Annotated in this window: 13 protein-coding genes, 1 pseudogene, 1 riboswitch and 1 other annotated feature; of the genes and pseudogenes, 11 read left to right on the forward strand and 3 right to left on the reverse strand. The window is 30.7% G+C overall.

Going from position 1 to position 14,424, the window contains the following annotated elements; translation table 11 throughout:
* Positions 1-457: 457 nt before the first annotated feature.
* Together BN350_RS20105 and BN350_RS17800 are read left to right on the forward strand one after the other, a co-directional pair.
* Positions 458-3,340: an EAL domain-containing protein gene (locus BN350_RS20105; RefSeq protein WP_049945614.1), complete on the forward strand. Its 2,883-nt coding sequence runs from the start codon at positions 458-460 to the stop codon at positions 3,338-3,340.
* A gap of 187 nt (positions 3,341-3,527) precedes the next feature.
* Positions 3,528-3,776, forward strand: coding sequence for a hypothetical protein (locus BN350_RS17800; protein ID WP_028044801.1), 249 nt, complete (start codon positions 3,528-3,530; stop codon positions 3,774-3,776).
* 9 nt (positions 3,777-3,785) lie between these two features.
* Here the strand turns inward: BN350_RS17800 and BN350_RS17805 are convergent, their stop codons facing one another.
* Positions 3,786-4,424: a Crp/Fnr family transcriptional regulator gene (locus BN350_RS17805; RefSeq protein WP_028044802.1), complete on the reverse strand. Its 639-nt coding sequence runs from the start codon at positions 4,422-4,424 to the stop codon at positions 3,786-3,788.
* 86 nt (positions 4,425-4,510) lie between these two features.
* Between BN350_RS17805 and BN350_RS17810 the strand changes: the two genes are divergently transcribed.
* The 4 genes from BN350_RS17810 (at position 4,511) to BN350_RS17825 (ending at position 7,965) form a co-directional block, all read left to right on the forward strand.
* The gene (locus BN350_RS17810; RefSeq protein ID WP_028044803.1) at positions 4,511-5,356 is read left to right on the forward strand and encodes a YitT family protein; all 846 of its coding nucleotides are present in this window, start codon (positions 4,511-4,513) and stop codon (positions 5,354-5,356) included.
* A gap of 131 nt (positions 5,357-5,487) precedes the next feature.
* A complete protein-coding gene (gene ahpC / locus BN350_RS17815; protein ID WP_028044804.1) occupies positions 5,488-6,051 on the forward strand; it encodes an alkyl hydroperoxide reductase subunit C in 564 nt (187 codons plus the stop codon).
* Positions 6,051-7,652 carry an FAD-dependent oxidoreductase gene (locus BN350_RS17820; protein ID WP_028044805.1) on the forward strand — a complete coding sequence of 534 codons (1,602 nt, stop codon included), beginning with the start codon at positions 6,051-6,053 and terminating at the stop codon, positions 7,650-7,652. Before ahpC ends, BN350_RS17820 begins: the two co-directional genes overlap by 1 nt.
* A 43-nt stretch (positions 7,653-7,695) precedes the next feature.
* The gene (locus BN350_RS17825) at positions 7,696-7,965 is read left to right on the forward strand and encodes a hypothetical protein (RefSeq protein WP_028044806.1); all 270 of its coding nucleotides are present in this window, start codon (positions 7,696-7,698) and stop codon (positions 7,963-7,965) included.
* On the opposite strand, the gene BN350_RS17830 is transcribed toward BN350_RS17825, so the two are convergent.
* Both BN350_RS17830 and BN350_RS17835 read right to left on the reverse strand, forming a co-directional pair.
* Positions 7,955-8,659, reverse strand: a complete 705-nt coding sequence (locus BN350_RS17830; protein ID WP_028044807.1) for a DUF2238 domain-containing protein — start codon at positions 8,657-8,659, stop codon at positions 7,955-7,957. The two genes, BN350_RS17825 and BN350_RS17830, sit on opposite strands and share 11 nt — an antisense overlap.
* Before the next feature lie 67 nt (positions 8,660-8,726).
* Positions 8,727-9,203, reverse strand: a complete 477-nt coding sequence (locus tag BN350_RS17835; RefSeq protein ID WP_028044808.1) for a DNA-deoxyinosine glycosylase — start codon at positions 9,201-9,203, stop codon at positions 8,727-8,729.
* Between the two features lie 118 nt (positions 9,204-9,321).
* Positions 9,322-9,441, forward strand: a riboswitch (FMN riboswitch).
* A 64-nt stretch (positions 9,442-9,505) separates the two neighbouring features.
* On the opposite strand from BN350_RS17835, the gene BN350_RS17840 reads away from it, so the two are divergent.
* The 5 genes and pseudogenes from BN350_RS17840 to BN350_RS21110 all read left to right on the forward strand — a co-directional run.
* Positions 9,506-10,117 (forward strand): ECF transporter S component, encoded by a 612-nt coding sequence (locus tag BN350_RS17840; RefSeq protein WP_028044809.1) that lies wholly within the window; start codon positions 9,506-9,508, stop codon positions 10,115-10,117.
* A gap of 1 nt (position 10,118) precedes the next feature.
* Entirely contained in the window at positions 10,119-10,577 is a 459-nt protein-coding gene (locus BN350_RS17845; RefSeq protein WP_028044810.1) for a pyridoxamine 5'-phosphate oxidase family protein, read from the forward strand.
* Between the two features lie 125 nt (positions 10,578-10,702).
* Entirely contained in the window at positions 10,703-12,025 is a 1,323-nt protein-coding gene (locus BN350_RS17850; RefSeq protein ID WP_028044811.1) for an NCS2 family permease, read from the forward strand.
* 164 nt (positions 12,026-12,189) lie between these two features.
* Positions 12,190-13,701, forward strand: a complete 1,512-nt coding sequence (locus BN350_RS17855; RefSeq protein WP_231385325.1) for an LCP family protein — start codon at positions 12,190-12,192, stop codon at positions 13,699-13,701.
* 86 nt (positions 13,702-13,787) lie between these two features.
* Positions 13,788-14,021: a binding site (T-box leader), on the forward strand.
* Positions 14,022-14,061: 40 nt separating this feature from the next.
* A pseudogene (locus tag BN350_RS21110) lies at positions 14,062-14,424 on the forward strand (3-deoxy-7-phosphoheptulonate synthase); the annotation flags it as partial.

Raw genomic sequence — 14,424 nt, forward strand, 5'->3', positions numbered from 1 at the left:
GGGGAATTGTGAGTGCAGGATTATTAATGGCAAGTAGTTTATTATGTACGACACAAATGACACCAAAAGTTTTTGGCATTCCAGCATTGGGTTTTATAGGGTATATGACAGCAGTTGGACTAGGAATTTGGTTATTATTTACAGTTTTAAAAGAAAAAAGACATAAAAAGTAAAAAAAGCGTGACAATACATCAAAAATGTAGTATATTATATTTGCCCATTTTAGTGGTGGGTATTACAAACCGCTTAGAGCAGATGCGTCATCCTATGCATCTGCTCGATTTTTTTAATTTATATTATAAAAAAGTAAAATAGTATGGAAAACTTTCCATAATCTATAAATATTTTGTACTCATCAATAATTATATGAGTTATATTTGTAACCTTGTTTTTAAGGGGACTTGTGTCTCATTTATCATAATGATATAATAGATGAAAAGAAAAAGGAGCATAAGAGATGAAACGAATATTTAAGAAAATTATAACAATTATTCTAACCTTAATATTCATCTTTTTGTGTTTCCCACAAAAGCTTTATGCACTTGAAAAAATTAATGTGGGATTTATTGATTATAAAGGATTTATAGAAAAAGACATTTCAGGAGCGTATAGTGGTTATGCTGTTGATTATTTAAATGAAATTTCAAAATATACACAATGGGAATATCATTATGTATTTGATACCTGGGATCGATGTCTAGAAAAATTAAAGACTGGAGATATTGATATTTTATGTAGTGCTCAGTACACACCTGAAAGAGATCAGTATTTTGATTATTCTTCATTACCAATTGGTAATGAATATACAATTATCTATACAAATCTAGATACACCTATTTATTTTAATGATTATAGTGCTATGAATAATAAAGTTATTGGTTTATTAGAAGATAGCTATCAAAATCAAAGTTTAAAGAAATATGCTGATGAGAAGCATTTTCAATATCAGGAAAAGTATTATAAAAATGAAGAGGATATTATCAATGCGTTACATAAAAATGAAGTTGATATGATTGCAGTGGGAAGTTTACCTTTGCATGATAATGTTAAAGTTGTTGCTAAGTTTGATCCTCAACATTTCTATATTACAGTTAAAGAAGGGAATACGCAGTTATTAGACAGAATTAATCAATCTTTAAAAACAATTCAGGAGAGTAGTCCTTATTTTGAAATGGACCTCTTTAATAGATATTATAGTAATAGTGCATATTCAACACAGCCATTACTTACACGAGAAGAAGTGGAATATATTCAAAAACAAAAAACAATACCAGTAGGTATGTTGGCTGATTCTTTTCCGTTTGCATATAAAGATAATAATAAACAAGATGGTATACTTATTAAAATTTTAAATAAAATATCAGAAAAAACAGGTCTCACATTTGAATATCAGTCAATGTATTCAAATGCTGAGAGTCAAGCTTTTATGAAGGAAGATTCTTCAAGATTATTTTGTGGAGCATTTAAACATTCTAAAGAGGTCATTTCAGGAAAATACTGGTCATCACAGTCTATATTAGATGTTGATCAAGTTATTGTTTCAAAAAAGAATTCCTATATTGAAAATTTTAATGATGCTACCATCGCTTTAACTTTCTCATTAGAAATTATTGGAAAAGAATTATTAAGAGATTATCCTGATGCTAAAATTATTTATTATCCAACAATAAGTGAATGCCTTGATGATGTTGTTCATGGTGATGCGGATTTAACAGTGTATAATACATATACAACAAATTATTTAATTCAAAAGCCAGAGTATGAAAATCAATTGAGTGTTCATAGTATTTCCTTGAATCCTATTTCGATTTGTATTACTGCCAATAATGAGATTGATGAATATCTTGTAAGTATCATTAATAAAGCAATTGAAAGTTTTAGTAAAGTAGAAAAAGATAAAATTATTTATAATTATACAATTGGATTTCGATATCAATATTCTTTATTAGATAACTTATATCTCTATCGGTATTCTATCATATTGGGAATAATTGTTCTTATTTTTGCGGGGATACTGTTATATATTTTGAATAAAAGACATATGCAATATTTAATGAATAAAAAAGAATCAGATATACTTCGTAGAAAAGTAGAAGTAGATACTTTAACTGGCTTATATAATCCAGAAATTTTCTTTGATAAGGTCAAGAATGTTTTAGAAACCAGTCAAGATGATTTCTTTATCTTATATATTGATGTGAATAGATTTAAGATTGTAAATGAATTGTATGGTATGCAAAGTGGTGATCAGCTTTTGAGTTATATTGGGAAACAACTTCAAGAGTTAAGTCATAAATATCCAAATGTTATTACATGTCATTTTAATGCAGACAAATTCTTTATATTTGCACCCCATTTATATTGTGAAGATATATGTCAGACAGATATTTTAAAAGATTATCATATTGAAATTGAATTATCTTTAAGATTTGGGTTATATCATATTACTGATTTAACAATACCTGTTAATTTAATGTGTGATCGAGCTGCATTAGCTTCACAAGATGTGCGTGGAAACTATTTTAATAAAATGGGTATTTATGATGATCAAAAACGTCTAAAAATATTACAAGAACAGGAGATTGTTGATAATATTCAAGATGCTATCATGAATAATCAACTATTTATAATGATTCAGCCTAAATATGATATTATGAATGAAAAAGTTATTGGAGGAGAGTCTTTAGTAAGATGGAAACATCCAATAAAGGGATTTATTTCACCTGCTGATTTTATCCCAATTTTGGAAAACAATGGTTATATTATTCATTTAGATTACTTTGTATGGGAAAAAACATGTCAATTCTTGCATGCTTTAAAACAACGAGGTTTAAATATTTCTATTTCAGTAAATGTGTCTCGGTTGAATTTTTATCGTCCACATCTTATTGAATTACTTGAAGAACTTCTTCAAAAATATGAATTAGAACCCCATAATTTACAATTAGAAATTACAGAATCCATTTATTCAGAAGATACAAAATTTATCTATTCTATCGCTAGAGAACTCCAAAAACATGGTTTCATTATATTAATGGATGATTTTGGTAGTGGCTATTCATCATTGAATATGTTAAAAGATGCTCCTGTAGATATTATAAAATTGGATATGGCATTTCTAAGTAACAAGGAGGATACATCTCGTAGTCATGTTATTATAGAAGGAGTGGTCAATTTAGCTTCTTCATTACATCTTCCAGTTATTGTAGAAGGTGTAGAAACTGCTGATCAGGTTTCATTTCTTAAGAGTATATGTGTCCAATATATACAAGGATATTATTTTTCTAAGCCATTGCTTGAACATGAGTTTAAAAAACTATATATAAAATACCAAAAATAATCTTGATAAATGTGTGATTGTTTTTGGTATTTCAAAATTTAGGTTTGTTAAAGTAAACATTAAAAAACTTGTGTTTAGATGGAAAAAAGTGTAAAATATCTACATAGAATTATAGAATTTATCTGAAAAAATAAAGGTTCCTAAATGTTTACTTTAACGTACTCATTGGGAAAAGGGAGGGTCAGATATGATAAATAGAGATATTTTTGAAGATGTTATGAGTAAATTAACTTATTGTCATTATATATCTGATTTAAGACCAATGGTTGAGTTGAAGAATACATTTGAGATGAAAAAAGTTATTGAGCAAATTTCCATTGATGATTATTCAGTTAAACAGTGGAATGAATTTTATAATTATTTATTTATGAGTAAAGAAGTATTTGAGACTGCTAAAGAGGCTAGACAAAAGTTATTAGAAGAATTGGGAAGATAAGCATTATTTCTATTGTATAAGGAGAGATAATGCTTTTTTATTTATAACTGTTATTTTTTTATATTCATTGAGAATATACTTTTTTTTGGCAAATTGATTTAAGACTTTCGTTGTTGTGACTCTGGATAGACCTACAAGTGAAGCGATTTCCTCATGAGTATAGGTTAATGTATTGCTTATTATTCCTTTATCAAAGTTGTTATATGTGGTTTGTTCTAATAAAAAGGAAGCTATTTTTTCATAGCGATTATAAGTATATGCCTTTTTAACAAGAGACGATAAATAGTCACAAGTTTGTGACATTAATTGTAAAAGAGATATTGTGAGGTCTTTTGATTCACTAAGATATGGGTATAAATCGTCAAGATAACAAGAAATAAGTTCTACTTCACCTATCGCTTCAACAGTTGTTGGACGAGAGGAATTTTGTAAAAAAGATGATTCACCAAAAATCCTACCTTTACCAATAATTTCTAAAGTTATTTCTTCGCCATTGGGAGTCATGACATACACACGCACTCTTCCTTTTATAATAAGATAGAGGTTATTAGCATCATCTTCTTGCATATAAATAATGTCTTGAGGATGATATTTGACTTTTGTACCAGCTTTTTCAAAATAATGAAATAAATTTTCTTTAATTTTCATAAAATCACCACTTTCTTTTATAATTGTAACATATGTTACAATTATATTGAATAAGATATGTTAAAGTTTCATCCGAGGTGAGGAATATGAAACAAAAATTATTACATATTATTTATATTGTATTAGGAAATGTTTTGATTGCTTTTGCATTAAGTACTTTATTGTTAGAAAATCATATTATTGCTGGTGGAGTTTCAGGGATTGGTATTGTTTTAAACCATTATTTTGGAATTTCAATTTCTATGTGTGTTGCAATGATTAATGTTTTGTTATTTGGATTAGGTTTTTTATTCTTAGGTAAAGTCTTTGCAATGACAACTTTAATTTCGACTTTCTTATTTCCTCTCGTGTTAGAATTTTTTGAAAGTCAAAGTTTCTTTCATCATTATTTAAATGATCCCTTACTGGCATGTATTATTGCTGGAGTTTTTATTGGTGTAGGTATTGGTTTGATTTTAAAAGCAAATGCATCTACAGGTGGTGTAGATATTCTTGCTATACTTTTCAATAAAAAACTTGGAATACCTGTTCATGTTATTTTAAATGGAATTGATTTAACTGTATTGATTTTCCAAATTTCATTCAATGATCCAACACATGTTATTTATGGTATCGTGACTGTTATGATTACATCTGTGATGTTAAATAAAACATTAACAACTGGTACAAGTTTGATGCAATTACTTGTTATGAGTGATCAGTATGAAATGATTAAAGAGATGATTTTACATGATCAGGATGCTGGTGTAACACTTTTAGCAAGTGAGAAAGGGTATACTGCAGAAAGTTCAAAACTTGTTTTATCAGTTTTGCCTTACCGTAAATTACCAGCTATTAAAGAAAAAATTATTCAAATTGATCCTTTAGCTTTTATTATTGTTTCTCATGTTGATGAAGTTGGTGGTAAAGGTTTTACATTAGAAAGAAAATGAAGTGCATATTGATTGCACTTTTTATTTTGACATGATAAACTACAAATGGTTAGCAAAGGCTAACATAAATTTCTCAATTAAAAGTATAAAATAATGAGATAAGTAAAAAATATATATGGAGGTAGAAAATTATGTCATTAATCGGAAAAGAAATTAACGAGTTTAAAGTGCAATCTTATGTAAATGGTGAATTTAAAGAAGTTAGTAAAGAAGATGTTTTAGGGAAATGGAGTGTATTCTTCTTTTATCCTGCTGACTTTACATTTGTATGTCCTACAGAATTAGAGGATTTAGCAAATAAGTATGAAGAGTTTAAAAATATTGGATGTGAAATTTATTCTGTATCTTGTGATACACACTTTGTACATAAAGCATGGCATGATGTATCAGATACAATCAAAAAAATTCAATATACAATGTTAGCTGATCCTACAGCTGCTTTAGCAAAAGATTTTGAAGTCTATATTGAAGCTGATGGATTGGCAGAAAGAGGAACATTTATTGTCAATCCAGAAGGACAAATTGTTGCATATGAAGTGATTGCAGGTAATGTAGGACGTAATGCAGATGAATTATTAAGACGTGTACAGGCATCTCAATTTGTATATGAACATGGTGATGAAGTATGTCCTGCAAAATGGAAACCAGGAGAAGAGACTTTAAAACCATCATTAGATTTAGTAGGAATGCTTTAATGAATCAAATTTATGATGCGATTATAGTGGGTGGAGGTCCAGCAGGACTCTCCGCCGCTATTTATCTTGCAAGAGCAAAATATAGTGTTCTTGTGCTTGAAAAAGAACAAATTGGTGGTCAGATTACAATCACGTCTGAGGTTGTCAATTATCCAGGTGTTTTAGAAGCATCGGGTCATAGTTTAACGACAAATATGCGTAAACAGGCAGAAAATTTTGGTGCAATATTTCAAATTGCAGAAGTTGAAAAATTAGAGTTAGATGGTCCGAAAAAGAAAGTACAAACAAATCATGGTGATTTCTATGCTGTTGGGATTGTTTTAGCAACTGGAGCTCATCCGCGTCAACTTGGGTTTCCAGGTGAAAAAGAATTTCAAGGGCATGGAATTGCCTATTGTGCAACATGCGATGGAGAATTCTTTGATGGCTGTGAACTGTTTGTGATTGGTGGTGGCTTCGCTGCATGTGAAGAAGCTATTTTCTTAACACAATATGCAACAAAAGTGACAATGATTGTCCGTGAAGAAGACTTTACATGTGCTAAAACGATTGCTGATGAAGTCCGCGCACATTCCCAAATTGATATTGTTTTTGAAACAGAAATTATTGAAGCTGGCGGTAAAGATATGTTAGAGTATGCTGTTTTTAGAAACAATAAAGATGGTTCTATATGGCGTTATGATGTCAAAGAAAATCAGCAATTTGGTATATTTGTTTTTGCTGGTTATGTTCCAGCCAACGATTTATTTAAAAATCAGTTAGAATTAAATTCGGGTGGCTATCTTGTTACGGATAGACAGCAAAAAACAAGTTTAGATGGTGTATATGGAGCTGGTGATATCTGTGAAAAAGAGCTTCGTCAGGTCGTTACAGCAGTTAATGATGGTGCTATTGCAGCAACATCTTTAGAAAAATATATTCCTCAAGTTAAATCAGTACATCAAATAGAGACTGTTGCTTATCAAAAACAATCACAAGTTGTTGAAGAAATTTCACAAGATAATCAACAATTTATTAGTCAGGATATCCGTGCTCAACTTAAACCTATTTTAGATAAACTCACAAAAGATATCTATCTTGTTGGAAACTTAACAGAAGATTCATTCTCCTTAGAACTAAAAAACTTCATAAACGAATTCTCATCCTTGAATCCTCATATTCATGCTTTGTATCAAGAAACAGTTGATTCTCCATCTATTCAAATATACAATCAGGAAAAACAACCATTAGGTATTGCATATCACTTGGTACCTGGTGGTCATGAATTTAATTCATTTGTTTTAGCTATTTATAATGCGGCTAGTGATGGACAACCCCTTAAAGATGAAATTATTCATCAAATACAATCATTGTCTGCTCATAACATTCAAGTTTTTGTATCTTTATCATGTACAATGTGCCCAGAAGTTGTACAATCTGCTCAAAGATTAGCTTTAGAAAACAAAAATATACAAACATCTATATATGACTTAGTTCATCATCCTCACTATAAAGAACAATATCATATTATGAGTGTTCCTTGTATGGTTATAGATGAACAGAATGTTGTTTTTGGTAAAAAGAATATAGAAGATATCATGAAAATAATTGAGACTGCCTAAGCAGTCTCATTTTTATTGCATATCGTATGTTGAGGTGAAACAAATGGAACAAAATCCAAATAATTATGAAATATATGATCCATCGATGGAAAGACAGGGGATAATGATTCCTCCATGGTTCTGGTGGTTGCTTTTTCCGCCTAATCCATATCCACCATATCCACCAGGACCTCCAATGCCAGGGCCTGGACCAAGACCACCATATCCACCAGGACCACCTATGCCATACCCACCAGGACCGCCTCCTGGACCAAGACCACCCTTCCCACCAGGCGGACCAATGCCTAGAAATGAAGAAGACACTACTTTTTAAGTCGTGCCTTCTTTTGTTTGTGTTCAATTTTTTTATATTCAATACTTGCAACAACAATAGCACCTGCTAAGTCTAGCATTAAATCTTTCATTGTATCATCAAGCGCATCATGTCCTTGTAAAGGAATATCATCTTCATCATAAAGTGTAGAACGGGTAGATTGCATATACTGTTGATTGTTTGTATGAAAAATATCATCTACAGTATACTCACCAATTTCCCACACAGCCCCAATGGCCAACGCAACACTCACAACAATAACGCTCATAAATAATGGGGAAACTGATAATGGTATTGTATATTCTTTATCTAAAAATTCAATAACTATAAATCCAACATAAGCAATGACAACTCCTGAAAAAGTATGCAATATAGAATCCCAATAAGGAATTTTACCATAAAAATTAAAAACATCTCCTAAAATAAGACCACTAAAGGCAAATGATATCAAAATAAAATCTAATAGGTTTGGAATTTGAAAATCATATTTATTTTTAATAAATTGAGGAATTTTTAAAACAAATAACATTCCAATCAACTGAACCATTGTAAAAATAATTCTTCCTTTATTCGCATCTTTACGTGTTAATAATAAAAAAATAGCAATTCCTAACATTAATGTAACTAACCAGAAAATAACTTTTCTTGCAATAATAAGATAATATGGCTTTTTTTCTTTTAACTGAGATTTCATTATATTCCCTCCGTTGACATCCTAACATGTCAATATGAACTCAAAATAAATCTATAATCGACAATGATTATAATATAATCTTCCACTCTTGTAAAAGCTTTTCTAAAGAATAATTTGCATTTGCTGGAGATGTAGAAGGTAAACAAATATCATCAATATGTGTAAAACTATAACAATATTTCTGATAAAGAGTGTGTGCTTTTTTTCCATTAGTATAAATAGTATGGATTTGTGTGTTTTCTAATAAATGAGAAATATCATTCACAATAACATTTTCAATACTATTATCATTTGAACCATGAATGTCGCAACTTTTAATAACATCCCATACAGCAATATGATTTTCAAGAAGAAACTTCTTTTTTTCATCTATTGTATTGAGTGGTGGATACTGATATAAAGTTTCTAAAACTTTCCAAAAACGATTTTGAGGATGATGATAGAAGAACTGTCCTTCTCTTGATTTTACAGATGGAAAAGAACCTAATATTAAGATTTGAGATTCTATGTTGTAAATAGGGGGAATATTGTGATATTGTTTCATAAGATTTTCCTTTCGCTTTTTTGATATATTCTATTATATCAATTTACAAATCAAGAGAAAAGGTATATGATTATAAATGCAGATGATGTTCGTCATTGACCCATCTTTTAAAATTAAATAGAGTCTTTGTGGCAGGGTGTAAGTCCCTACCGATGGTAAAAGTCCATGACCCGCTTAATGCGGTTGATCTGGTGTGATTCCAGAACCGACGGTATAGTCCGGATGAGAAAAGACATTTTCTGTGCACACCTAGACAATTTTTGTATAGGTTATTTTTTTATAAGAAAGAAGGAGACAGAAAAATGAAAACAAGTCAAATGAATGTAAAGAAAATTGTATTAATTGGAATGTTAGGAGCTATTGGAGCTATTCTCATGTTTATTAGAACACCTCTACCATTTATGCCCCCATTTATGGATTTTGATTTAGCTAGTCTACCAGAAATGATTGGTGGTTTCGCATTAGGTCCAATGGCGGCAGTCTTTATTATTCTGGTAAAGATTCTAGCTAAATTTGCAATGCTTGGAACAAGTTCAATGTTTACTGGTGAAATTCAGAACTTTCTATTAAGTTGCGCTTATGTACTTCCTGCTGTATGGATTTATGATCGTCATAAATCAAAGAAATCAGCGATTCAGGGAATGGTCGTTGGAACTGTTATTTGTGCAATTGTAGCCGTCTTTACAAATCTTTATATTATTATTCCATTCTATGCCAGTTTAGGAAATATGACAGTCCAAAGTATTATTGATATGTGTTCGGCTGTAAGTCCAATCATTACCAATACCGTGACATTAGCGATTTTTGGAATTATTCCATTCAATCTTATTAAAAATGGAGTTGCATCTATTATTACCTATGTTGTTTATAAGAAAATAAGTATACCAATGAAAAAATTTGCAGGAGAAAGATAATATGAATTATAATGAAGCAGTTAATTATTTATTTGAAAAATTAGCACCATCTAAAATCATGGCATTAGCATCAAGTGTTAATAATCATGTAATGGTAAGAAATGTGAGTTGTTTAATTTATGATAATGCTATCTATTTTAAAACAGATAAAAATTTTAGAAAGACTAAGCAATTGTATGAAAATCCATGTGTTGCTTTATGTGTTGGCGGTATTCAGGTAGAAGGTATTGCAAATATTAAAGGACTTGTTGTTGATGAACCAGGACGTCAATTTGAGAAACTATATCAAAAATATTTATGGGGAAGCTATAATGCTTATAGTCATGAAGAGAGTGAGATATTGGTTGAAGTGAAACCAACTTTCGTAGAAATATGGGACACTGATAGCAAAAATAAAGCATTTCAGATCTTTATTGATTTTGATAATCAACAAGTGGAATATAAACAATATGATGATTAAAATCTTAGCTTAGCTAAGATTTTTCTTTTTCGTTTAAAAATATCCGCTGAATATCCGCTTTTTCTTGCCAAATAAGAAAAAACAATGTACAATTTGAATGTTTTTTATAAAAGAGGGAGGCTATTATGTTAGAAAAGATTTTTAAATTGAAAGAAAAAGGAACAACAGTTAAGACTGAAATTCTTGCTGGTGTGACAACTTTCTTAGCTATGGCTTATATTCTTGCGGTCAATCCAGATATGCTTGGACAAACAGGAATGAGTGTGCAAGGTGTTTTCTTAGCAACAGCTATTAGTAGTGCAGTTGCAACAATTATTATGGGATTGCTTGCTAATTATCCAGTTGCATTATCTGCCGGTATGGGTGTAAATGCATTATTTACTTATACTATCTGTTTTGGAATGGGATTAAGTTATCAAGGGGCATTAGCTTGTGTTTTTGTTTCAGGAATTATTTTCTTAATTATTTCTATTACTGGTGTAAGAAAGATGATTATTAATGCAATCCCTGCACAATTAAAGCTTGCTATTGGAGCAGGAATTGGATTTTTTATTGCTTTTATTGGATTAAAGAATGCAGGAATCATTGTTGCAAGTGAGTCAACAGCTGTAGCATTAGGGAATTTTCAGGATCCAAGTGTTATCTTAGCTATTTTTGGTATAGTTGTGACAATCTTACTATTGTCTCGTAAAGTTCCTGCTGCTGTATTCTATGGTTTAGTGATTACTGCAGTTGCTGGAATTGTTGCTGGATTATGTGGTATTCAAGGAATGCCAGCAGTTCCTACAGGAATTATTTCAACTGATTTTGATTTTAGTTTAATTGGGGCTTTCTCATCAGGAATGAATGAGTTATTAAGTCATCCAAGTTGCATTGTTGCGATTTTCTCATTGTTGTTTGTAGATTTCTTTGATACTGCCGGAACATTAGTTGCAGTTGCGAATCGTGCACATTTAATTGATGAAAATGGTGAATTAGAAAATGTTGATAAAGCTTTATTAGCTGACTCTGTTGGGACAGTCTTTGGAGCAACAATGGGAACATCAACAGTGACATCATTTGTGGAATCAACTTCTGGTGTAGAGGTTGGAGGAAGAACTGGATTAACAGCAGTGACTACTGGTGTATTATTCTTATTATCAGTTTTCTTTTCACCACTATTAGTCGCTGTCACTAGTGCAGTGACTGCACCGGCATTGGTGGTTGTTGGTATTTTAATGGCACAACAGTTGAAAGGAATTGATTGGGATAATTTTGTATATGCTGCTAGTGGATTTATGACAGTTATTTTTATGATATTGGCATATTCTATTTCAGATGGTATTGCTATTGGATTTATTACATATGCATTGACAATGGTTGGTGTAGGAAAAGCAAAAGAAGTAAAACCAATTGTTTGGATATTAGTTGTATGTTTTGTTGTTTTCTTGGTATTTTTACCAAAATAGGAGCATAGCTCCTTTTTTCTTATCTGAATATATTTGTTGTTTACAAAAAAGATACAAGTAGAATATATAATAGCAAATGCTGTTGAACAAAAATATTGTTTGTAATTATATAATGAGCGTGTATAATAAAAGTGTTAAGTTATTATGCAAGAAAAGAGGGACTTATGGAAACGTTTATGAAAAAAATACTTTCAAGAAGATTGTTGTTTATTTTATCTCTTATAGCAACCCTATTTTTTGGGTTTGTCTTTTTTGAATTACAGATTCTACCATTAAAATATTATATACCTTTAATGGTTATTCTTGTTATTATTGTTTTGGCTTTATATTTTGGTGAAAAAGATAAACATGATCAACATCCTATTCGAGTGACATTATTAAAACTAGTTAATATTTTATTAGCTGTTGCTTTGATTTTTGGAGGTTTATCTGGAATGAAAGGTTCTAGTCTTTTGGCTGCTATTACGGGTGGTGGTGATCAGACTATAGAAATGGATGTTATTGTATTAAAAAATTCTGCATATCAGTCTATTAAGGATTTAAAGAGTCAAAAGTTTGGTGGGAATACAGCCATGGATGCTGTTAATGTTAATAAGTGTGAAACATCTATTGAAGATGAGATTGGTGATATTGATGTGACACCATTTGCAACTTATGCTAAGGCAATTGAGGCATTAGAGGATAAGAGTATTGCTGCCATGATTATAAAAGCAGTTGATTTAGAGTCTCTTGATGAAATAGAAAAAGGATTTAATGAAAAGATTAAAACAATTCATAGAGTCGATATTAAAATACCAAGTGTGAGTGCGAATAGTGCCAAGGTGACAAAAGAGCCATTCCATATTTTAATTAGTGGAACAGATAAAGAAGGGCCAATTGGAACATTTGCGTTATCTGATGTTAATATGATAGCAACTATTAATCCAGTGACAAAACAAGTCTTATTAACAAGTATTCCACGTGATTATTTTGTTGATATTATTGGTATGGATGGAGTCTCTGGTAAAGATAAGTTAACTCATAGTGCTAAAGGTGGTATGGATTGTACTTTAAAAACAATAGAAAACTTTATGGGAATTCAGTTTAATTACTATGCTAAGTTTAATTTTACTTCATTTATGAATGTTGTGGATGCATTAGGTGGAATTGATGTCACTGTGCCTAAATATAGAGTTATTGGAAGAGATGATGGGGTATTTGTTACAAAAAAAGGAAAATATACAATTAAACCTGGATTAAATCATTTTAATGCAAAACAAGCTTTATCTTTTGTTAGAGAAAGAAAAGCATTTGTAGAAGGGGATACGATTCGTGGAAAGAATCAGATGTTAATGTTAAAAGCTATTTTAAAGAAATGTACTTCATCAGCTATTATTACAAAGATGGATGGTGTGTTTGAATCATTGTCTAGCAGTTTTGAAACAAATATGTCATCTAGTGAGATAAAATCATTAATTAATATGCAGATTGATGATATGGCTCCATGGGATGTTCAATCCTATCATTTAGATGGTGATCCATCACAAAGATCTAAAGTTTTAGCAACTATAGGTGATGTTACAAAGGTTAATCCTAATGGAATGTATATTACAGTCCCTGATCAGTTATCTATTGATCAGGCTAAGAAGTATATTGATTCTGTTATGAAGGGTGAAATTTTAAAAGTAAAAGATTAATAATTATGATAAGCTTGAAGCCTATGGCGGATAGCTTTTTTTGTTCTAAATTCTTGACAGAGGACATATATTTCTATAGAATATAGATAAATACAAAGAAAAGAAAGAGTAAATATTATGAACAATTAGAGAGAGTCCTTGGTTGGTGAAAAAGGATATTGCGTTAATATTGAATACATCTTGGAGTAGGCGGTTGAATAAAGTAGGCTGGCACGGATACACCCGTTATAGTGTTAGAGTATGTTGGTACTCGAAGAGGTTGTTATAGTGATATAACAATAAATTAAGGTGGTAACGCGATGGTCTCTCTCGTCCTTATATGGATGAGAGATTTTTTGTATATAAGAGGAGGAAATAAAAATGATTATTGTATTTAAACCAAAAACAGATGAAGAGGATTTAAAAAGAGTTGTTAACAAGGTAGAGAAGTTTGGATTAACTGCACATATTTCACAAGGTGAAGAAACAACAATTGTAGGACTGGTTGGTGATGTAACCAAAATTGATCCTAAACAAATTGAGGTAGATGAGGCTGTTGAAAAAGTGATGCATGTCAGTGAGCCATATAAGTTAGCTAATCGTGCCTTCCATCCAGATGACTCTATCATTGATGTAAGTGGTGTGAAAGTAGGTGGCGATCATTTGGCATTGATTGCTGGACCTTGTTCAATAGAATCTAAGGAACAGGTCATTGCGATTGCTAAAGAAGCAAAAGCAGCAGGT

The sequence above is a fragment of the Candidatus Stoquefichus massiliensis AP9 genome, assembly GCF_000455285.1.
Classification (GTDB): Bacteria; Bacillota_I; Bacilli_A; order Erysipelotrichales; family Coprobacillaceae; genus Stoquefichus; species Stoquefichus massiliensis.